Below are 20,705 nucleotides of genomic sequence, written 5' to 3'. Positions count from 1 at the left end.
CATTAACGGCATGTCCGCCCTGCCTGCCCCTCCCGCCCGGAACAGCGGGCGTGCAGACGAAGGGAGAACCATGGCCTTCGGCTCCGCTCCGCCGTCCGCCGGCTCCGCTTCCCGTCTGCGCAGGCTGCTGGAGCCCGAGGAGTGGGTCGCCTCGGGCGTCCCCCTGCTGCGCAATCCGCGCGAGGTCGTCACCGGTCTGCACGCCAGACATCTGCCGACACTGTCCACGGCCGTCATCGCCGTGTTCCACCCGGACGAACGGCTCGCGGCGAGCGCCTCCTTCGCCCGGCGGACCATGCGGGCGGGCGCCGCCGACGGCTGGGAGCTGCGCAACGCGCTCCTCACCCGGCTCCGCCTGGTGATCCCGCACGACCTGCGCAGACGCACTGCGGTCCGCACGGCCGTGCTGCTCTACTGCCGTGAGGGCGGGGCCCATTGGACCGAGGAGGACGGCGCATGGATGTGGGGGTTGCGCGACGCCTGCACCCTGCACGGGCTGCGCTGCGGCGCGTACATCACCCTCACCGCGGCCGGCTGGCGGATCCTCGGCGAGGGCCGCAGCGGGCGCCACCCTCGCTTGCCCGCCTACCCGGCCACGTCAGTCGTCTTCGGCGGCGGGACGCCCGCGGCGCACCGCCAGACGGCTGCCCGGTGACATGACGGGACACGGCGGCCGACGCGCCCACCAGGGGCGGCCGGCCACCGGGCTCGCCCGTCAGACGCCGGCGGGCAGAAGGGCGTTGACGCTCTGCGGGTCACCGCAGACGATCAGCAGCGCACCGGCGCGGGCCACGGCCGCGGAAAGAGCGCCGGTCACCGCCGCGTCCGAACCGCCGTTGACGGCGACGACCACGACCGGGCGGGCCGAGGCACGGTCCGCGTCGGCGGCCGCGTAGAAGACGTCGTCCCCGGCGTCGTGCTGCGCCCAGTAGGACGCCTCACCGAAGGACAGCTCGTGCGCCGCCCACGGGTGCGGCTCGCCGGTGGTGAACACCAGGACTTCGCCGGGCGCCCGGCCGGTGTCCAGGAGCAGGTCGACGGCCTCGTCCGCGGCGCCCAGGGCGCCCTGCGGGGAGGCGGGTATCAGCTGGATCTGCGGGGTGGCCGCCGGGGCGTCCGCCACCGTGGTGCGCGGGGCGCGTGGGGACGGCACCGGACCGCTGCGCGGGCCGGGAATACCGGACCGCGACGGGACCGGGCGGGGACCAGGGACAGGGCGGGGGGTCATCGCGGGGCGGCCGGCGGCCGGAACTGCGCGGGGACCCGGGACACTCTCGTGAATCTGAGGCTCCTCGGGGATGAGAGGCATGGGGTGATATTTATCAAACGCCGGTGCGAGTCGCGTCGGCGGGTGGCGTTTTGGGCCACTCAGAAGTCGAAGCCGAGCTGGCCTCCGGCCTCCAAAGCCATGGTTTCGGGGGCGATCCGTGGTCGCTTGAGGTGCTGCCACCTGGGCAACGTGTCCAGGTAGGACCAGGACAACCGGTGGTGCGGGGTCGGACCCAGCTCCTCCAGGGCGGCGCGGTGCACCGGCGAGGGGTATCCGGCGTTGTCGCAGAACCCGAAGTCGGCGTGGCCCATGCCCAGTTCGGACATCAGTGTGTCACGCCGCACCTTGGCGATCACTGAGGCCGCGGCCACGGCCACACAGGACTGGTCGCCCTTGATGACCGTGCGGACCTTCCAGGGCTCCCCCAGGTAGTCGTGCTTACCGTCGAGAATCACCGCGTCCGGCCGTACCGGCAACGCTTCCAGGGCGCGCGTCGCGGCCAGCCGCAGGGCTGCCGTCATGCCCAGTTCGTCGATCTCCTGCGGGGAGGAGTGGCCCAGAGCGTAGGCCGTGACCCACGTCTCCAGGGTCTCGGCGAGCGCGGTGCGCCGCTTGAGCGTCAGCAGCTTGGAGTCCGTGAGGCCCTCGGGGGGACGGCGCAAACCGGTGACGGCCGCGCACACGGTGACGGGTCCGGCCCAGGCGCCCCGGCCGACCTCGTCCACACCGGCGACGATCTTTGCTCCCGTCGTCGCTCGGAGCGAGCGCTCGACGCTGTGGGTAGGCGGTTGGTAGGGCATGGCGCCTGTAAGGTTACGCCCCCGCGGCCGGGCTGTCCCGCCCCGCCCCCACCTCTTGCCCTCCGGTCAGCGCGCGGCGTCCGGCAGCCAGTCGGGGAGCGGCTCGGTGTGCCGCAGCCAGTCCGCCGGCGGAGCGCCTCGCTCCGCCGCGGCGACCACTCCGCCGGCGATGGCCGAGGTGGTGTCCACATCGCCGCCGGCCTGCGCCGTCGTCCAGAACACCTCCTCGAACGAGCCGAGATGGCGGGCGGCGGCCCACAGCGCGAACGGCACGGTGTCGTGCGCGCTGGTGCGGCGGCCGCAGCCCAGGACTGCGGCGACTGTGGTGGCGTTGCCGTAGTCGAGCATGTCGCGGGCGCGGCGCAGACCCGCCTGGACCGCGCTGCGCGGCACGAGCGCGATCACACCGTCCAGCAGGTCCTCGGGGGTGACGGAACCGGCCGGACCGGCGGCGATGGCCGAGGCGGCGGCCACGGCCATGGTCCCCGCCACCGCCTCGCGGTGCTGGTGCGTGGTGTACGCCGAGATCTCAGCCTGGTGTGTCGCCTGCTCGGGGTCGTCGGCGTACCAGGCGCCGAGCGGGGCGATGCGCATGGCGGCGCCGTTGCCCCAGGACCCCTGGCCCTTGAACAGCGCGGCAGCCAGCTCGCGCCAGTCGGCGCCTTCCCTGACCAGGCGCAGCATCCGGTTGACCGCCGGACCGTACCCCCGGGCGGCGTCATGGCGCTCGGCGAAGGAGCGGGCGAGGGCGTCCTGGTCGATGCGGCCGTGCTCGGCGAGGACGGTCAGCACGGAGCAGGCCATCTCGGTGTCGTCGGTCCACCGCCAGGGACCGGGCGGCAGCTCGCGGCGCCTCAGCGACGGATAGTTGGCGGGGACGAAGAACTGGGAGCCGAGGGCGTCGCCCACGGCCAGCCCGCGCAGGCTCGCCAGGGCTCGGGGGAATCGGTCAGCTGTCATCGCAGCGAACTCTAACCGGTGAAGCCGTACGATTCGGGGGTGCACCAGCGCTCGAATGGCCGGTCCAGGTGATACCTGCCGTCGGGTCCGAGCAGGAGCATCCGGGTTTCGCCGTTGCCGGGATTCGACAGGCACTCGAACTCAGCGACGGTCCAGTGCAGCCACCGCATACAGAACAGCCTCATGGTCAGGCCGTGTGTCACAAGCAGGACGTTCGGCGGGTGGTCGGGGTCGTCGAAGCTGCGCCACAGACTCTCCAGGAAGGCGCCGACCCGGTCGTAGACATCGGCGCCCGACTCGCCCTGCGCGAAGCGGTAGAAGAAGTGGCCGTAGGCGTCCCGGTAGGCCTTCTGCCGGCGCACGTCCTCCCGCTCCTGCCAGTTTCCCCAGTCCTGCTCGCGCAGGCGCGGCTCCTCGCGGACGCGGACCCGGCTGGGGTCGAGACCGAGGGCGTGGAAGGTCTGATGGGTGCGGCGGTACGGCGAGACGTACGCGGAGACCTGCTCATCCCCGAAGAGCTCCCGCAGGTGGGCCCCGGCCTTCTCGGCCTGCTTACGGCCGGCCGCCGTCAGGGCCAGGGCATGGTCGGGTTCCCGTTCGTAGACGGTGTCGTCGACATTGCCTTCGGACTCTCCGTGCCGGATGAGGACGATGCGCCGGGGCCGTGACATGCCGCCACCCTAGATCGAGCCGTGTCCGGATGCCTCGCGGTCCTCCGTGATCAGCGCCCGGCCGGCGCGTATCTCGCACCGGCGACCGGTGAAGCGGCGGTGCAGCGCCCGGTCGTGGGAAACGACCACCACGGCGCCGGGCCACTCGGCCAGCGCCTGTTCCAGCTGCTCGACCAGAGCAAGGGCGAGGTGGTTGGCGGGTTCGTCGAGCAGCAGCAGGTCGGCGGGGCGGGCGAGCAGCCGGCCGAGGGCGAGGCGGCGGCGCTGCCCCGCGGAGAGTGAACCGACGGGTACGTGGAGGTCGCGGTCGTGGAACAGTCCGTAGGACAGCAGAAGCGCCCGCTGCTCCTCATCCGTTCCCGGCAGCCCGCGCCGGAAGGCGTCCAGCAGTCTCTCCCCCGGCCGGCTCACCGGGATCTCCTGGGCGAGGTAGCCGATACGGCCTCTCCTGCGAACGGTGCCGGCTTCGGGCTGGGCGACACCCGCCATCAGGCGCAGCAGCGTGGACTTCCCGGCGCCGTTGGGGCCGTGCACCAGCAGCCGCTCGCCCGCCCGGACCTGGAGCGCCTCTACGGTGAGCCGGTCGGCGACCCGTACGCCGTCGAGTGCGACGAGGGCCCCTTCGGTGGCGCCGGCCGCCGGCCGGGCGGTGAAGCGCAAGGGCTCCGGGGGACGCGGCACGGGATCCTCGTGGAGCCTGCGCAGCCGTTCCCGGGCGTTGCGCACGCGGGTCGAGACGGAGGACTGCACGCGCCCCTTGTCCCGGTCGTACGCCATCTTGTTGCCGTCCTTGATGGCGCGACCGGGGGCCACTACCCGGGCAGTGGTCTCGGCGGCCCCGGCGAGCGCCTCGGTCTCCGCGCACCACCGCTCGTACGCCTGCTCCCACCGGCGGCGGGCGGCCGTCCGCTCCGCGAGGAAACCGGCGTAGCCGCCGCCGTAGCGGACGAGGGTGCGCCGGTCGGCATCGACCTCGACCACGGCGGTGGCGACGCGTTCGAGGAACACCCGGTCGTGGGTGATGGCCACCACCGTGCCGCGGTGGGCCCGCAGGATGTCCTCCAGCCAGGTCAGGGCGGTGCCGTCCAGATGGTTGGTCGGTTCGTCCAGGAGCATGACCTCGGGTGCGGCGGCGACGGTGCAAGCCAGGCCGAGCCGGGCCTGTTCGCCGCCCGACAGGCTGCCCAGGCGCCAGTCGCGCCCGAGGTGGCCGACGCCCAACCCGTGCAGGGCCTTGTCGACCCGGGCATCGGCCTCGTAACCGCCTCGGTCCTCGAAGGCCGTGAGCAGTTCCCCGTATTCGTCGAGTGCCCCGGTGCCGGCGCCGGCGAGCCCGGTCTCGAGCTCGCGAAGGCGGGCTTCCATGGTGCGCAGTGCGGCGAGGGAGGCGTCGATCGCCTGGCCGACAGTCGCGTCCGGGGGCAGGCCGGGCGTCTGCGCGAGGTACCCGATGCCGCCGTCGGCCGAGGCCACCACCGCGCCGTCGTCGGGTCTGTCGGCTCCTGCCAGGAGCTTGAGCAGAGTGGACTTCCCCGCGCCGTTCTCCCCGACGACACCGATCCGTTCACCCGCCCGCACCGAGAGGGACACCCGGTCGAGGAGGAGGCGATCACCGCGGGACACGGTCACCTCTCGCAGGGAGAGCTGAGTAGGCATAGACGGACCTCCGGAGCGGCAGCCGGCCACAGGTCGACGACGAGACGTCAAACGCAACCCACGTTGCGTTACGCTCAGCATGACAGAGTCCACCCCATTAACGCAACAGGAGTTGCATTTGCCTGCGGATGCCCCCTCCTCCAGCGCCCCCGGCACCGTGCGTCCCGGCGGACGCACCGCCCGCACCCGCGCCGCGGTGCGTGACGCCGTCCTTGCCGGCCTCGTCGAGCACGGCTATCCCGGGCTGAGCGTCGAATATGTGGCCGAGCACTCCGGCGTGCACAAGACCACGCTCTACCGGCGCTGGGGCGGCGTCGAAGGACTGGTGGCGGACGCCCTCGACCTGGCGGGCGAGGACAGCTGGACCCCGCCCGACACAGGCTCGCTGCGCGAGGACCTGCTGGCTCTGGCCCAAGAGGTCGTCGACACTTTCACAGACCCTGCGGGCGCGGCCGCCCCCACCGCCTTCATCACCGCCGCCTTCCAGTCCGAACGGGCCGCACAAGCGCTGCGCGGCTTCTATGCCGAGCGCTTCGGTCGCTGCGCGCCACTGATCGCACGCGCCGTGGAGCGTGGCGAGGCCCCGCCCGGCACCGACGCGGGCGCCGTCGCGCGAAGCGTGTCCGCCCCACTGTTCTTCCGGCTGTTCATCACCCGTGAGCCCGTCGACACGGCCGTCGCGGAAGAGGCCGCCGACAGTGTGCTCGCGGCCGTCCGTGCCGGGGTCTACGCCCCGTCGGCGGCCTGACCGCGGTCGGCCCGGGGACAACCCCGGGCCGGCCGTCAGACCGTCCAGGCCTGTTCTATCTCCACGACGTCGCCCGTGATCGCCGCGACGTCGGCCTCGGTCTGCGCCCGCAAGCCGAGCCTCTCCACCCGGTCCGCGCGGTATTTGCCGTGCTCGGCCACGGAGTTCCACATCGACAACACCAGGAACTCCTGGCCGGGCGCCTCGCCGAAGACGCCGCGCAGCATTCCGGGGGAGCCGGCCATCGCCGGATTCCACACCTTCTCCTGCATCAGGGTGAAGTGCTCGACCCGGTCCTCACGGACCCTGCAGTGGGCGAAGCGCACGACGTCCGCGTCGGTGAACTGTGGCCGGAAACCGACCTTCACATCGAAGCGATGCTCGAAGAGCCGTACCTGGGCGTTCTTGAACGTGCCGGCCTGCGAAGCCGCCAGCCTGTCATGCGAGCGCGCCATGAAGGAGTCGTAGAACGCCCGGCTCTCCCAGAATCCGAAGAGGTGCACCACATCGGAGCGCGCCCGGCTCCACCCTCCTCCCTGCCCCCGGAACCCGGGCTCACCGAGCAACCCCGCCCACTTCCGCTGCCCCCGCTCGAAGCCGCGGCGGTCCACCACGGTGCAGCGAATCCACTTGACCAGCACCGACCCATCGTACGGCTCAGGAAGTGGCCCGGGTCACGTACCGCAGGAGTACACGCGGGCGAGCGTCGCGGCCTCCCGCTCGTCCAGTTCGATCCGGAACTCGCTCCGCAGCACCTCCGTCAACTCCCCTTCCCCGACTTTCCGTTGTTCCATGGAACCGTCGGGACGTACGTTCGTGAGCATCGAACCCACGAGCGTCCGTCGTAGGGCCGGCTGCGCCTGCTGGACGACCGGCCTGGAGACGAACGGCGAACGCGGGTGCGTCGAAGTGAAGTGGTTCATCAGGACGTAGTCCACGGGAAAGCGGTCCTCTGGACCGATGGCGTAAAGGTCGGCCCAACCGTCCGACCGGAGCGTGCGCAGGACCCGTACGCCCTTCTCTTCACGCCCCATTCCAAACCTCCACTCCCCCTGCCCGGCTTCCGCACCGTCCCGCAGCGGCAGCGGCTCCATCAAGCCCTCACCACCGAAGCCGACATCGCACAGCCACTCCTCGCTGTCGGCCTCCACGCTCAGCGCCATGTGCGTGACCGGACGCAGGGTCTCGCTGCTCGCCCGCACCCGCGCGCCGAGCCCGGAGACGGAGAAACCCATGCGTTCGAGAGCCGCGGCCAGCAGGGAATTCTGCTCGTAGCAGTAGCCGCCGCGCCTGCGCGTCACCATCTTGTCCTGCAGTGCCTTGATGTCCAGCAGAACCGGGCGGCCGAGGATCACCTCGAGATTCTCGAAGGGAATCGCCGCCACATGACTGCGATGCACCGCCCGCAGCGTCTCCAGGTCCGGCCGGAAGGTCCCCTCGAACCCGATACGGGCCAAGTAGGCATCGAGGTCCAATTCCTCGCCGCACCATATGGAATTACTCATTCCCTGCCACCGCCTTCCAGTTGATCACCTCACTAGTATTCACACCCTGGTGCGGGGCCGGGTACACCGATGGGGGAGCCGGCAAAAGCCGGCTCCCCCATCGGTCACACGACGGTCAGTCGCTCGGGCGGAGCGCTGACCGGGCGATCAGCTGCAGCCGCTGGTCGAGCCGCAGCCCTCGCAGAGGTAGCAGCTTCCCGCACGGCGCATCTTGGTGCCGCACGAGAAGCACAGCGGCGCGTCCGCACTCAGGCCGAGCTGCATCTCCACCAGCTCGGTGGAGTTGTGCACCTGCTTCGGGGCCGGGGCCGCCGCGGCGGGCTGGGCCGGGACCTCGGGCTTGGGAGCCTCGACGTGACGCGGAGCGGACTGGGCGAGCCCCTCCACGTCGACCTCGTCGTCGGCCGCCTCGTACGACCCGGTGTCCAGGTGACGCTGACGCTCCTCGGCGGAGTGGATGCCGAGCGCCGAGCGCGTCTCGAAGGGCAGGAAGTCCAGCGCCAGGCGGCGGAAGATGTAGTCGACGATCGACTGCGCCATCCGCACGTCCGGGTCGTCCGTCATACCGGCCGGCTCGAAGCGCATGTTCGTGAACTTCGAGACGTATGTCTCCAGCGGCACGCCGTACTGCAGACCGACCGAGACGGCGATCGAGAAGGCGTCCATCATGCCCGCGAGGGTCGAGCCCTGCTTGGACATCTTCAGGAAGACCTCGCCCAGCCCGTCGTCCGGGTAGGAGTTGGCGGTCATGTAGCCCTCGGCACCACCCACCGTGAAGGAGGTAGTGATCCCCGGGCGGCCCTTGGGCAGGCGCTTGCGGACCGGGCGGTACTCGACGACCTTCTCCGCGGCGGCGGGGGCAGCAGCCTCGGGGGCCTTGGCCTGCTCCTTCTTCTTGGCGGAGAGCGGCTGACCGACCTTGCAGTTGTCGCGGTAGATCGCGAGCGCCTTCAGCCCGAACTTCCAGCCCTCGAAGTAGACCTCCTCGACCTCCTCGACGGTGGCCGACTCCGGCAGGTTCACGGTCTTGGAGATCGCACCCGACAGGAACGGCTGCGCGGCGGCCATCATGCGCACGTGACCCATGGCGGAGATCGCGCGCTCGCCCATCGCGCAGTCGAAGACCTCGTAGTGCCCGCTCTTCAGGCCCGGAGCGTCGATCACGTTGCCGTGCTCGGCGATGTGGGCGACGATCGCCTCGACCTGCTCCGGCTGGTAGCCGAGGCGCTTGAGCGCCTTGGGAACCGTGTTGTTCACGATCTGCATCGAGCCGCCGCCGACGAGCTTCTTGAACTTGACCAGGGCCAGGTCCGGCTCGACGCCCGTGGTGTCGCAGTCCATCATCAGGCCGATGGTGCCCGTGGGGGCCAGCACCGAGGCCTGGGCGTTCCGGAAGCCGTTCTTCTCACCGAGACGGACGACGTCCTGCCACGCCTCCGTCGCCGCGGCCCAGACCGGGGTGTCCAGGTCGTCCATGCGCAGGGCGGCGCCATTGGCGTCGGCGTGCTGCTTCATGACGCGCTTGTGGGCGTCGGCGTTGCGGGCGTAGCCCTCGTACGGGCCGACGACCTCGGCCAGCTCGGCGGAGCGCTTGTAGGAGGTGCCGGTCATCAGCGAGGTGATGGCACCGGCGAGCGCGCGGCCGCCGTCGCTGTCGTAGGCGTGACCGGTGGCCATCAGCAGGGCGCCGAGGTTGGCGTAGCCGATGCCCAGCTGGCGGAAGGCGCGGGTGGTCTCGCCGATCTTCTCGGTCGGGAAGTCGGCGAAGCAGATGGAGATGTCCATCGCCGTGATGACGAGCTCGACGACCTTGGCGAAGCGCTCGGCGTCGAACGACTGGTTGCCATTGTCGTCGTCGCGCAGGAACTTCATGAGGTTGAGCGAGGCGAGGTTGCACGAGGAGTTGTCCAGATGCATGTACTCGCTGCACGGGTTGGACGCGGTGATCCGGCCCGACTCCGGCGAAGTGTGCCAGTGGTTGATCGTGTCGTCGTACTGGATGCCCGGGTCGGCGCAGGCCCAGGCCGCCTCGGCCATCTTGCGGAAGAGGCCCTTGGCGTCGATCTCCTCGATGACCTCGCCGGTCATCCGGGCGCGCAGACCGAACGTCGAGCCGCTCTCGACGGCCTTCATGAACTCGTCGTTGACCCGGACCGAGTTGTTGGCGTTCTGGTACTGGACGGAGGTGATGTCGTCCCCGCCCAGGTCCATGTCGAAGCCGGCGTCGCGCAGGGCGCGGACCTTCTCCTCCTCCTTCACCTTGGTCTCGATGAAGGCCTCGACGTCCGGGTGGTCGACGTCGAGCACGACCATCTTGGCCGCGCGGCGGGTAGCACCACCCGACTTGATCGTTCCGGCGGAGGCGTCGGCGCCGCGCATGAAGGAGACGGGACCGGAGGCGTTGCCGCCGGAGGAGAGCAGCTCCTTGGAGGAGCGGATGCGGGAGAGGTTCAGGCCGGCGCCGGAGCCGCCCTTGAAGATCATCCCCTCTTCCTTGTACCAGTCGAGAATCGACTCCATGGAGTCGTCGACGGACAGGATGAAGCAGGCGGAGACCTGCTGCGGCTGCTTGGTGCCGACGTTGAACCAGACCGGCGAGTTGAAGCTGAAGACCTGGTGCAGCAGGGCGTAGGTCAGCTCGTGGTCGAAGATCTCGGCGTCCGCGGGGGAGGCGAAGTAACCGTGCTCCTCGCCGGCCGCGCGGTAGGTCTTCACGACGCGGTCGATGAGCTGGCGGAGGCTGGACTCGCGCTCGGGCGAACCGGTGGCGCCACGGAAGTACTTGCTGGTGACGATGTTGACCGCGTTCACCGACCAGAAGTCGGGGAACTTCACGCCGCGCTGCTCGAAGTTGATCGAGCCGTCGCGCCAGTTGGTCATGACGACGTCACGACGCTCCCAGACCACCTCGTCGTACGGGTGCACGCCGGGGGTCGTGTGGATGCGTTCGATGCGCAGACCCTTGCCGCCCTTGTTTCCCTTGGAGCGGGAACCTCGTGCCGGGCCGCTCGTCGTCTCGGTCATGCCGCCTCCCTCTACGGGCAAAACGCCCTTATGCGCCTAATTCTTCCGGGGCGCGATGTGTTCTGTCACCCGGCTGCGCTCAGCGCGCCGGGCAGGTCTGATGTGCGGCCGCTCAGTCGACGGCCACGGCGGGCGCCGGGACTTCGGCATCCGCGACGGGACCGTCCGGGTCCGCCGCGGACGCACCCTCGGCGCGGCGGACACCGTCGCGGAGCTCCGCGACGGCGGCCTCGAAGTCCTCGAGCGAGTCGAACGCCTGGTACACCGACGCGAACCGCAGATACGCGACGAGGTCGAGGTCCTTGAGCGGGCCGAGTATGGCGAGCCCGACGTCGTGCGTGGAGAGCTCGGCGCTGCCCGTGGCGCGCACCGCCTCCTCGACCCGCTGGCCGAGCTGGGCCAGGGCGTCCTCGGTGACCGGGCGGCCCTGGCACGCCTTACGCACCCCGGAGATCACCTTGTTGCGCGAGAAGGGCTCGGTGACCCCGCTCCGCTTGATCACCATGAGTGACGCGGTCTCCACGGTCGTGAACCGACGGGAGCAGTCGGGGCACTGGCGGCGTCTACGGATCGAACAGCCGTCATCGGTGGTCCGGCTGTCGACGACTCGACTGTCGGGGTGCCTGCAGAAGGGGCAGTGCATGGCTCTCCACCCTCCTTCACCCTCGAGAAACCTCGAAAAAAACGTGCACAAGCCTCGGCCACGGCGGGCCCGCAGGGGCTCTCGCCGAGCAGCCCCCAGCATAGGCGATGGCCGCGGCCCCGAATGACCGGGAGGGCCCATCGACCACAACTTGTGGGTAGCTGTCGCCATCAAACCACTAGATCTGGTGCCGGGCGGCGAACCGTCTCCACCGCGTGTCGCCCCGGGAAAGCCGGACACGACCCTACGAAGGGGCCCCGAAGGCAGCCCCAGCGGGGCGCGGGTGTCACACTGGCACCACGGCGCGGCGTTCCCGCGCGGTATCGGACGGACCCTCCCGACCGGCTACCGTCCGGCTTGGACGGACGCCGACAAACCGGGGCGGCTCAGCACCGAAGAGTACCGTAATGGGACGAATTGATCTCCGTCCGTACACCCTCCCAACTGATCACGTCAGCGAATCCCCGATATTTCACTCGAACGTGTGTTTGGCGCAACCTTTCGAAAGCAACTACCGTTGTCCAGCTAGGGAGAGAACATCTCGAGAGGGGCCGACGTGACCACCACCGCAGACAGCGCCACCATCACCGCCCAGGACCGCTCCCAGAACCGACTCGACCAGGCACACCCGATGAACGACGCAGCCATGAACGCCGAGGGGCAGAAGCCGGCCCGCTCGCTCCCTGGACGGCCCCCGGGCATCCGGGCGGACAGCTCCGGGCTCACCGACCGGCAGCGCCGTGTGATCGAGGTGATCCGGGACTCCGTCCAGCGCCGTGGGTACCCACCATCCATGCGTGAGATCGGCCAGGCGGTGGGGCTCTCCAGCACATCCTCGGTCGCCCACCAGCTCATGGCTCTCGAACGGAAGGGGTTCCTGCGCAGGGACCCCCACCGCCCCCGGGCCTACGAGGTGCGCGGCTCCGATCAGCCGAGCACGCAGCCGACCGACACCACCGGCAAGCCCGCGGCCTCGTACGTCCCGCTGGTCGGCCGGATCGCCGCAGGTGGCCCCATCCTGGCCGAGGAGTCGGTGGAGGACGTCTTCCCCCTCCCTCGCCAACTGGTGGGTGACGGCGAGCTGTTCGTCCTGAAGGTCGTCGGCGACTCCATGATCGAGGCCGCCATCTGTGACGGCGACTGGGTGACCGTACGCCGCCAGCCGGTCGCGGAGAACGGTGACATCGTGGCCGCCATGCTCGACGGCGAGGCGACCGTCAAGCGATTCAAGCGCGAGGACGGCCACGTCTGGCTGCTCCCGCACAACGCCGCCTACCAGCCGATTCCCGGCGACGAGGCCACCATCCTGGGCAAGGTCGTGGCGGTACTGCGGCGGGTGTGAAGCCACGCACGGCAAGACCGGGCCCCGGAACCACTGCGCCGGTTCCGGGGCCTGCCTTTTGAATGCCTTGTGCGTTACGCCCGGTCAGCGCTTTGTGTTGCGCCTTAGCCGCCGCTGCTTTCGCGAGCGTGCCAGATCGGCGCGGCGGGGTCGCTCCATCGGCGGCCGCGGTTACCGGACCGCCGGTGAAACCCCGCCCCTAACGCCCGTCGGCCTTCGCCGCCGCGTCGATCGCGGCCAGGGAGCGCCGCACCTGGTTACGGTCCGTGGTGTACCAGAAGTCCGGCATCGAGGCCCGCAGGAACGAGCCGTAGCGGGCCGTGGCGAGTCTGGGGTCGAGCACCGCGACCACACCCCGGTCCCCCGACGCGCGCACCAGCCGGCCCGCCCCCTGCGCCATGAGCAGCGCCGCGTGCGTCGCGGCCACGGCCATGAAGCCGTTGCCGCCCGCGTCCTCCACCGCCCGCTGGCGAGCGCTCATCAGCGGATCGTCCGGCCGCGGGAACGGCACCCGGTCCATCACGACGAGCTGGCAGCTCGGGCCGGGAACGTCCACGCCCTGCCACAGGGACAGAGTGCCGAAGAGGCATGTACGGGTGTCCGCGGCGAAGGTCCGGATGAGCTCGCCCAGCGTTTCCTCGCCCTGCAGCAGGATCGGCATGTCCAGCCGGCCACGCAGCTCCTCGGCGGCGGCCTGCGCCGCCCGCATCGAGGAGAAGAGGCCGAGCGTGCGGCCGCCGGCGGCCTCGATGAGCTCCGCGAGCTCGTCGAGCATGTCCGTCCGGCTGCCCTCACGGCCCGGCTGCGCCAGGTGCCTGGCGACATACAGGATGCCCTGCTTCGGATAGTCGAACGGCGAGCCGACGTCGACGCCCTTCCACTCCGGGCAGTCCTCACCCTCGACGCCCTCGGGCGCGAGGCCCAGGGAGGCGCCGACGCCGTTGAAGTCGCCGCCGAGCTTGAGCGTGGCCGAGGTGAGCACCACCGACCGCTCGCTGAAGAGTTTCTCCCGCAGCAGCCCCGAGACCGAGAGCGGCGCGACCCGCAGCGAAGCCCCGAAGCGGTCGTGGCGCTCGTACCAGACGACGTCGTACTCCGATCCCTCCACGATGCGCTCGGCGACCGCGTGGATGCTCTCCACTGCGGCGAGGGCCTGCTTGCGGACCGCGTCCTCGTCCTGGACGGACTTGTCCCGGGTGTTGCCCAGAGCCGTGATGACCGTGCGCGCCGCGTCACGCAGCGCCATCAGGCAGTAACCGAGCTCCTCGGGGACCTCCTCCAGCCGGCCGGGCAGGGCCAGCTCCATCAGCCGCTCGAAGCTCTCGGCCGCCGTCTGCAGGGCGTCCGCCGCCTTCTCGTCGACGAGCTTGGCGGCCCGCCGCACGGCCCGGTTGACCTGGCCCGGGGTGAGCTCGCCGGTGGCGACACCGGTGACCCGGGAGACCAGCTCGTGGGCCTCATCGACGATCAGGACCTCGTGGCTGGGGAGCACCGGCGCGCCCTCGATCGCGTCGATGGCGAGCAGCGCGTGATTGGTGACCACGACGTCGGCGAGCTTGGCCCGCTCACGGGCGGCCTCGGCGAAGCACTCGGCGCCGTACGCGCACTTCGACGCGCCCAGGCACTCACGGGAGGTGACGGACACCTGCGACCAGGCGCGGTCCGAGACGCCGGGCGTGAGATCATCGCGGTCGCCGGTCTCGGTCTCGTCCGACCAGTCGCGCAGCCGCAGCAGGTCCTTGCCCAGCTTGCTGGAGGGTGCCGCCGCCTCGAAGGGATCAAAGAGCCCCTCCTCCTCTTCCTGGGGCACGCCCTCGTGGAGCCGGTGCAGGCAGAGGTAGTTGGAGCGGCCCTTGAGCATGGCGAACTCCGGGCGGCGGCGCAGCTGCGGATGCAGCGCGTCGACCGTGCGCGGAAGGTCGCGCTCGACGAGCTGGCGCTGCAGCGCGAGCGTGGCCGTCGCGACGACCACGCGCTCGCCGTGGGCGAGCGCCGGGACGAGATAGCCGAGCGACTTACCGGTGCCGGTACCCGCCTGTACGAGCAGGTGGGAGTTGCCGTCGATGGCGGCGGCGACGGCTTCGGCCATGGCGACCTGGCCGGGCCGCTCGGTGCCCCCGACGGCGGTGACGGCGGCGTGCAGCAGGTCGGGGAGGGAAGGCGAGGAGGTGGCAGTCATAGCGTTGCCAGCCTACGGGGCGGCACTGACATCGCGGGCCGTGATGGCTCTCCCGGTGCCCCCGTCGATACGTTCCAAGGGCAGCCGACGGAGCGTCCCCGCAAGGCGGAGGCGGGCCGCAGCGGCCGACGCGACCGGAGCCCAGTGGACCTGGATGGGCACCAGCGGACCCCGGTGGACGTCTAGAGGACGGCACGCAGGGCGCGGTCGCGGATCATCAGAGCCGCCCGCTTGTCGGGCAGCTCCACCTCGCCCGTCATCCGGAACCCCGCGCCGAGGAAGGCCGCCGCGGAGGGGACGTTGCGCAGATCCGGTTCCCCGACGACGCGGCCGCAGGGCGGCCGGCGGTCGAGGACGAGATCGGCGACAGTGCGCAGCAGGAGGGTGCCCAGGCCGTGGCCACGGTCGGCGGTCCTGCCGATGAGGAAGTGGATCCCCGTGTCGTGCGGCCGGGCCGGATAGTGGCGGGCGATCGGGTCGAGATCGGCGCGGTAGAGCTCCCAGTAGCTCATGGGGACTCCCCCGAGCACCCCCAGGCAGGGAACGCTGCGCCCGTCGCCGTCGAGCTGCGCGCGCAGATGGCCCGCGGTGGCGGTGTCGGGCCCGGCCAGGCCCCAGAACGCCTCGACTGCCGGATCGTTCATCCACTGCGTGACCAGCCCCAGGTCACGCTCGATGCGCACCGGTACGAGCTGGAACGGACCCGCGTCCGTGCTGACAGGTCCCCAGTCGGCGAGGCCGTCCAGAAGGTCGGACCCGTGGGGCGGGCCCGGCGCAGGGGCGGCCCCCGGGTGGTCGCAGGCGATGAACTCGATGAGTTCCTCGGTCAGCCGGAGGTCGACCGTGTCGATGCTGTCCTCGCTGTGGGAGCAGCCGGGGAGGGGGTCCGTCAGCGGGTCGAAGGCCGGCACACCCGCTGCCTCGTTCCACTCGGTGCTCATGCCCCTCACCCCGCCGTCTGGGCAAGAGGGTTGGCGATGGTGACGTACACGGACTGGGTGTCCACCGGTCCGACGAGCTCGTCGAGCCCCCGAAGCCTGGTCAGCATGTTGGCCTTGCAGCGCAGGGTGGGTGCGTGGAGGAAGCGCTCGGCCAGGGTGGAGCTGGTCCGGGCGGGTCCGGTGGCGGCCTCCTTGAAGAAGCGGCGCAGGGCGGCGAGCAGGACCTGCTCGTCGGCCAGGCTCTGCGAGCCGAACGCACCGATCAGCCCGAGGACGTTGTTGATGCCGAGGTAGTAGAAGAACCGCTCGTCCACGACCTCGTCGGCCACGAAGGTGTCGCTCTCCCGGCCGATGCCGGGAAGCCTTTGGTCGAGGGCGGCACGCTGGGACTCACGGAAGTAGTAACCCTGGTTGTCGCGGAAACGCCCGCCGACCGGCCAGCCGTCGGCGTCCAGCAGGACGAGCGTGTTCTGCTGGTGCGCCTCCAGCGCGATGCCCGCCTCGCCGTCCAGCCAGAGCATGGGCCGTACGACGGCGTCCAGGTAGCGCAGGAACCACTCGGCGGCGACGGCACCGGTGGGGCGCCCGGTGCGGTAGGCGAGCCGGCCGATGGTGTGCGCGAGGCGGGAGGACATGGCCGGCTGCCCGCTCTGGCCCTGCTCGCCGGGCCACGGCCGGGGGGAGGCGAGCCCGGCGACGCACACGGCGTCGTCGCCGGGGCCGAAGGGGTTGTGCCGGATGACGGCGTCGATGCCGGGCAGGGGCGTGCCGTCGGGGGCGTCGACCGCCAGCCAGGCGGGGTCGCGGACGATGTCGAAGCCGAGGCCGCCGGGGCAGGCTGCCCGCCACCGCTCGGCGAGGCCGCCGCGCAGCAGGCGGTGCACCTCGACGCCGCGCCACAGCTCCTTGCGGAGGTTCTCCCGGCGCGAGTTGGTGATGCGCAGGCCGAGGGAGAGCTTGAGCATGGCGGGCGCGCCGGGCCGGTGCACCGTGCGTACGGATGACGTGGGGTACCAGGGCTCGCCGCGGGCGCCGAGGTCGTGGAGCAGCCCGGCCTCGAAGAGCGCGGCCACGGCTGGGCGGTGGTGGAGGTCGCGGGCCTGCCAGGGGTGGGCCGGCAGGGCCACGGTGTCGGGCGGAAGTTCCAGTTCCAGGCCGGGTCCGGCTAGGCGGGCGGCCAGGGTGGGGGCGTCGACGGCGCGGCCGCGCTCGGTCCACGCCGAGTCCGTGGCCAGTACGGAACGGTGGACGGCGAGCCAGTGCAGGGGGAAGCGGCCGCGCAGTTCGGGTGAGTAGTCGAACGCTTCGGCGTCGGAGAGGCCCTCGCGGCTCTTGGGGGCGGGGTGCAGGGGGTGCCCGAGGAGCAGGGACTGTTCGCTGTAGAGGAAGAGGTCTCCGGCGTCCGGGTCGGCGGGCCGTTGGCGCCGGTGCGCGAGGAACAGGGCGGTGCGCCGCGCCGAGTCGGCGACCCGGGCCACGAGGTCGGCACCGTCCTCTGCGGGCGCCCGGCCGGTCTGTGCTGACCGGTGGGCGGCCTCGCGGCCGAGCAGGGCGGCCAGGGTGACGGCGTCGAAGGCGGGGGCGTCGTCGGGGCCGCCGGTGAGGGTGACCCGGCCGAAGCGGTGCCAGCCGGTGGCCGACCAGTAGCGCACGGGGACGGTCAGGGGGATGCCGCTGGCGTTGAGCGGCAGGTACAGGATGTCGCCGTGGGGACGGGGGATGCCGTTCTCCCGCACCCAGCAGCGCAGCAGGCTCTCCACGGCGGCGGCGTCGCCGGCGGTGCGCGGGTCGGGGTGGTCCAGGGGGTCGCCGGCGCCGGGGAAGCCGGGGTCCGGAGTCCCGCCGCGGTGGCCGGCCGGACGGGGCACCACCAGGGACCGGTCGGGGCCCGCGGTGGACGCGTCGGCGGGGCGGGGTGCGTTCATGCGGTTGTGCGGCGGGCATGTCGCGGCGTTCCGGCCGGGGATGCGGCGCCTTCCTCCTTCGGCGTTCTCGGGGCGGTGATCCGGTGGGCTGTGCGGGAGACCTCGGCGATGGCGTCGCACAGCCGGTCGAGGACGGCTTCCGCCTGTTCGTCGGTGATGGTGAGGGGCGGCAGCAGGCGGACGACGCAGGAGTGACGGCCGCCCAGTTCGACGATCAGCCCGCGCCGCAGACACTCCTGCTGCACGGCGGCGGCCAGCGCGGGGGCGGCGGGGAGCGGACCGGTGGCCGGGGAGCCGGGACCCGGCGCCGCCGCGGCGTCGACGAGCTCGATGCCGGTCATCAGGCCCCGGCCCCGTACGTCGCCGACGCAGTCGTGTTCCCGTACCAGCGGCCGGAGCCGGTCGAGCATGCGCTCGCCGAGCAGGGCCGCGCGCCCGGCCAGTGCGTTCTCCCGGACGTACTTGAGGGTCGCGGTGCCCGCGGCCATGGCGAGCTGATTGCCGCGGAAGGTGTCGGCCCGGTCGCCGGGACGCCCGGCGCCGAGGTCCTCGTGGTGGACGATGACGGCGAGGGGGAGACTGCCGCCGATGGCCTTGGACATGACCATCACGTCCGGGACGATCCCGCTGTGCTCGACGGCCCAGAAAGCTCCCGTCCGGCCGACCCCCGTCAGCGTCTCGTCGGCGATCAGGGCGATGGCCCGGGCCGTGGTGATCTCGCGCATGGCGCGCAGCCAGGCGTCGGGTGCGGGAAGGACCCCGCCCTCGCCCTGCACCGGCTCGACGATCACCGCGGCCGGGTCGTACAGGCCGCTGCCGGGATCGTCGAGCAGGGACGCCGCCCAGCGCGCCGACAGCTGTCGGCCGGCCTCGCCGCCGACCCCGAACGGGCAGCGGTAGTCCTGCGGGAACGGCAGCCGCGCGGCCCGCACGCCTGGCGCCGCGGCCGGTGACCCGCCGGACGTCCCGTGGCAGGCGCCGGAGAACGCCAGCAGGCCGTCGCGGCCGGTCGCGGCCCGTACGAGGTCGAGCGCGGCCTCCAGCGCGTCGGTGCCGGCCGGTCCGCAGAACCGGATCCGGGCCGAGTCGGCGAGGCCGCGCGGGAGCGTGGCGAACAGCTCGCCGGTGAAGGCGTCCCGCACGGGGGTGGCCAGGTCCAGGGCCTGCAGCGGTGCACCGGAATCGAGGACGGAGCGGATGGCTTCGAGCACCACCGGGTGGTTGTGGCCGAGCGCCAGTGTGCCCGCTCCCGACAGGCAGTCGAGGTAGCGGCGGCCGTCGGCGCCCTCGATCGTCAGCCCCCGGGCGCGCACCGGCACGATGGGCAGCGACCTCGCGTACGTACGGGCCGCGGGCTCGCGTGCGGACTGCCGCCGCAGGATGCCCGCATGACCTGCGGGCGGAGCCGCTAAGGGCGTGGGCGGCGGTAGTCGGGTCGGGGCCATGGCTCGGGTACCTCCTCCTGCCGCTGAACGATGGTCGGGTGTCCCCCGTACGTACCAACGACGCCGAGAGCTGCGGATCACGGCCCGGATCAAGATCCTTCATTGCGGAACCGTGGACCCGCCCGTGCCCGTCTCCCTCGGCACCGGCATAGTGGGGCCCTGCCCCGCGCCGGGGCGGTGCATGACAAGTTCACAACATTCCGCGCACATAGCGGACATTCGCCCAGAGCGAGTGCACATCACAGGGGGAGTCCACTCCATGCCATCGAAACGCCGGCCGGCCCTGGCGGCCGCCGCCCTCGCCGCCGCTCTGGCGCTGACCGCCACCGCGTGCGGCCCGTCCGACGACAAGGCCACCGGCGAGGCGAAGCCCAGCGCGACCGCCGGTCAGAAGGGCGACGACTTCCCCAGCCTTCCCAAGGGGATCCCCACCCAGGACCTGGAGAAGTGGAAGAAGAAGTGGAAGGACGGGGCCTGGAAGAACTGGGACAAGGACCAGTGGCTGCGTGAGGCCCGCGACTTCATCAACCCCATCATCGAGGGCCACTGGAAGCCCGACACGATGAAGGACGCGCGCGCCAGCGACAAGACGCTCGCCACCCAGGGCGCCCCGGGCACGGTACCGGGCGGCGGTTCCACCGATCAGGGCGTCACCGACGCCGAGCCGCGGCCGGTCCAGGCCAAGGCCGTCGGCCTGCCGTACCACAACAACGCCGCCCCGGTCGGCAAGGTCTTCTTCGACGGCCCCGAGGGCCACATGGTCTGCTCGGCGACGGTCGTCAAGGACCCGGCACACCCCGGCAAGTCGAACATGGTGTGGACCGCGGGTCACTGCGTGCACGCCGGCAAGAAGGGCGGCTGGTACCGCAACATCGCCTTCGTGCCGTCGTACAACGACAAGGGCCTGCCGGGCGCGCAGGTCAACAGCGCGCCGGTGACGGACGTCGCTCCGTACGGCGTGTGGTGGGCGGACTGGGCGCAGACGTCCGCGCAGTGGATCACGCAGGGCGCCGAGACCGGTGGCGCCGGCGCCCCCTACGACTTCTCCGTCCTGCACGTGAAGTCGGAGAACGGCAACGGCAAGTCGCTGGAGGAGACGGTCGGCAACGCCCTGACCGTCGACTTCAGCACCCCGCAGGTGAAGTCCATCCAGAGCATGGGTGCCTGGGGCTACCCGGCCGCCCCGCCCTTCGACGGCCAGAAGATGTACGACTGCGTCGACAAGCCGGGCCGTCTGACCATCGAGCCCTCGCAGCCGACGATGTACCGCATCGGCTGCACGATGACCGGTGGTTCGTCCGGTGGCGGCTGGTTCGCCAAGGGCGCCGACGGCAAGGTGGTGCTCGTCTCGAACACCTCGATCGGCCCCTCCAACAGCACCTGGCTGGCGGGCCCGCGCCTGGGTCCGGAGGCGAAGGGCGTCTACGACGCGCTCAGCCAGAAGTTCGCGAACAAGCAGTAGTTCGCCCACAGGCGGTAGCAGAACGAACGCAAGAGGCCCGCCCCCACCACGTAGGGGCGGGGCGGATGGGGTGGGACGGGGACGGGCCCGCCGCGGGGACGGAACCCAGCAGCGACCCGGCGGGTTACGCGGGC

17 protein-coding genes are annotated in these 20,705 nt (G+C 71.5%); 4 read left to right on the top strand and 13 right to left on the bottom strand.

The genetic code is table 11. The features are described 5' to 3' along the window. Nucleotides 1-70 precede the first annotated feature (70 nt). Entirely contained in the window at nt 71-655 is a 585-nt protein-coding gene (locus tag AB0F13_RS03645; protein WP_362074576.1) for a hypothetical protein, read from the top strand. A gap of 60 nt (nt 656-715) precedes the next feature. Here the strand turns inward: AB0F13_RS03645 and AB0F13_RS03640 are convergent, their stop codons facing one another. The 5 genes from AB0F13_RS03640 to abc-f all read right to left on the bottom strand — a co-directional run bounded on the left by AB0F13_RS03640 (nt 716) and on the right by abc-f (nt 5,357). Then, nucleotides 716-1,309, bottom strand: a complete 594-nt coding sequence (locus AB0F13_RS03640; RefSeq protein ID WP_362074574.1) for a hypothetical protein — start codon at nt 1,307-1,309, stop codon at nt 716-718. A 59-nt stretch (nt 1,310-1,368) separates the two neighbouring features. Continuing rightward, the gene (locus tag AB0F13_RS03635) at nt 1,369-2,070 is read right to left on the bottom strand and encodes a ribonuclease HII (RefSeq protein ID WP_362074571.1); all 702 of its coding nucleotides are present in this window, start codon (nt 2,068-2,070) and stop codon (nt 1,369-1,371) included. Nucleotides 2,071-2,136: 66 nt separating this feature from the next. Beyond that, nucleotides 2,137-3,030 carry an ADP-ribosylglycohydrolase family protein gene (locus tag AB0F13_RS03630; RefSeq protein ID WP_362074568.1) on the bottom strand — a complete coding sequence of 298 codons (894 nt, stop codon included), beginning with the start codon at nt 3,028-3,030 and terminating at the stop codon, nt 2,137-2,139. Nucleotides 3,031-3,041: 11 nt separating this feature from the next. Next, nucleotides 3,042-3,701, bottom strand: a complete 660-nt coding sequence (locus tag AB0F13_RS03625; RefSeq protein WP_362074565.1) for a histidine phosphatase family protein — start codon at nt 3,699-3,701, stop codon at nt 3,042-3,044. Nucleotides 3,702-3,710: 9 nt separating this feature from the next. Beyond that, a complete protein-coding gene (abc-f, locus tag AB0F13_RS03620) occupies nt 3,711-5,357 on the bottom strand; it encodes a ribosomal protection-like ABC-F family protein (protein ID WP_362074562.1) in 1,647 nt (548 codons plus the stop codon). 118 nt (nt 5,358-5,475) lie between these two features. On the opposite strand from abc-f, the gene AB0F13_RS03615 reads away from it, so the two are divergent. Then, nucleotides 5,476-6,105, top strand: a complete 630-nt coding sequence (locus tag AB0F13_RS03615; RefSeq protein ID WP_362074560.1) for a TetR/AcrR family transcriptional regulator C-terminal ligand-binding domain-containing protein — start codon at nt 5,476-5,478, stop codon at nt 6,103-6,105. Between the two features lie 35 nt (nt 6,106-6,140). On the opposite strand, the gene AB0F13_RS03610 is transcribed toward AB0F13_RS03615, so the two are convergent. The 4 genes from AB0F13_RS03610 to nrdR all read right to left on the bottom strand — a co-directional run bounded on the left by AB0F13_RS03610 (nt 6,141) and on the right by nrdR (nt 11,277). Further along, nucleotides 6,141-6,746, bottom strand: coding sequence for a YdbC family protein (locus tag AB0F13_RS03610; protein WP_362074558.1), 606 nt, complete (start codon nt 6,744-6,746; stop codon nt 6,141-6,143). A gap of 33 nt (nt 6,747-6,779) precedes the next feature. Next, a complete protein-coding gene (locus AB0F13_RS03605) occupies nt 6,780-7,610 on the bottom strand; it encodes an arylamine N-acetyltransferase (protein WP_362074555.1) in 831 nt (276 codons plus the stop codon). A 147-nt stretch (nt 7,611-7,757) separates the two neighbouring features. Then, entirely contained in the window at nt 7,758-10,634 is a 2,877-nt protein-coding gene (locus tag AB0F13_RS03600) for a vitamin B12-dependent ribonucleotide reductase (RefSeq protein WP_362074552.1), read from the bottom strand. Nucleotides 10,635-10,746: 112 nt separating this feature from the next. Beyond that, nucleotides 10,747-11,277 carry a transcriptional regulator NrdR gene (nrdR, locus tag AB0F13_RS03595; RefSeq protein WP_362074549.1) on the bottom strand — a complete coding sequence of 177 codons (531 nt, stop codon included), beginning with the start codon at nt 11,275-11,277 and terminating at the stop codon, nt 10,747-10,749. Nucleotides 11,278-11,833: 556 nt separating this feature from the next. Between nrdR and lexA the strand changes: the two genes are divergently transcribed. Beyond that, nucleotides 11,834-12,619: a transcriptional repressor LexA gene (gene lexA, locus AB0F13_RS03590; protein WP_099202316.1), complete on the top strand. Its 786-nt coding sequence runs from the start codon at nt 11,834-11,836 to the stop codon at nt 12,617-12,619. Nucleotides 12,620-12,818: 199 nt separating this feature from the next. Here the strand turns inward: lexA and AB0F13_RS03585 are convergent, their stop codons facing one another. From AB0F13_RS03585 to AB0F13_RS03570, 4 genes are all read right to left on the bottom strand, one after another. After that, a complete protein-coding gene (locus tag AB0F13_RS03585) occupies nt 12,819-14,798 on the bottom strand; it encodes an ATP-dependent DNA helicase (RefSeq protein ID WP_362074546.1) in 1,980 nt (659 codons plus the stop codon). Nucleotides 14,799-14,980: 182 nt separating this feature from the next. Further along, nucleotides 14,981-15,739 carry a GNAT family N-acetyltransferase gene (locus AB0F13_RS03580; RefSeq protein WP_362074543.1) on the bottom strand — a complete coding sequence of 253 codons (759 nt, stop codon included), beginning with the start codon at nt 15,737-15,739 and terminating at the stop codon, nt 14,981-14,983. 5 nt (nt 15,740-15,744) lie between these two features. Then, nucleotides 15,745-17,664: an IucA/IucC family protein gene (locus AB0F13_RS03575; RefSeq protein WP_362074540.1), complete on the bottom strand. Its 1,920-nt coding sequence runs from the start codon at nt 17,662-17,664 to the stop codon at nt 15,745-15,747. Next, nucleotides 17,661-19,109, bottom strand: a complete 1,449-nt coding sequence (locus tag AB0F13_RS03570; RefSeq protein WP_362074537.1) for a diaminobutyrate--2-oxoglutarate transaminase family protein — start codon at nt 19,107-19,109, stop codon at nt 17,661-17,663. The genes AB0F13_RS03575 and AB0F13_RS03570 overlap by 4 nt, the downstream gene beginning before the upstream one ends. 259 nt (nt 19,110-19,368) lie before the next feature. Here AB0F13_RS03570 and AB0F13_RS03565 point away from each other — a divergent pair, with 259 nt between their 5' ends. After that, nucleotides 19,369-20,571, top strand: a complete 1,203-nt coding sequence (locus tag AB0F13_RS03565) for a hypothetical protein (protein ID WP_362074534.1) — start codon at nt 19,369-19,371, stop codon at nt 20,569-20,571. Nucleotides 20,572-20,705: the final 134 nt, after the last annotated feature.

Source organism: Streptomyces sp. NPDC026206, from assembly GCF_040638465.1.
Classification (GTDB): domain Bacteria; phylum Actinomycetota; class Actinomycetes; order Streptomycetales; family Streptomycetaceae; genus Streptomyces.
Note: the sequence above shows the minus strand (reverse complement) of the source record. Positions and strands in the feature narration are given on the sequence as shown.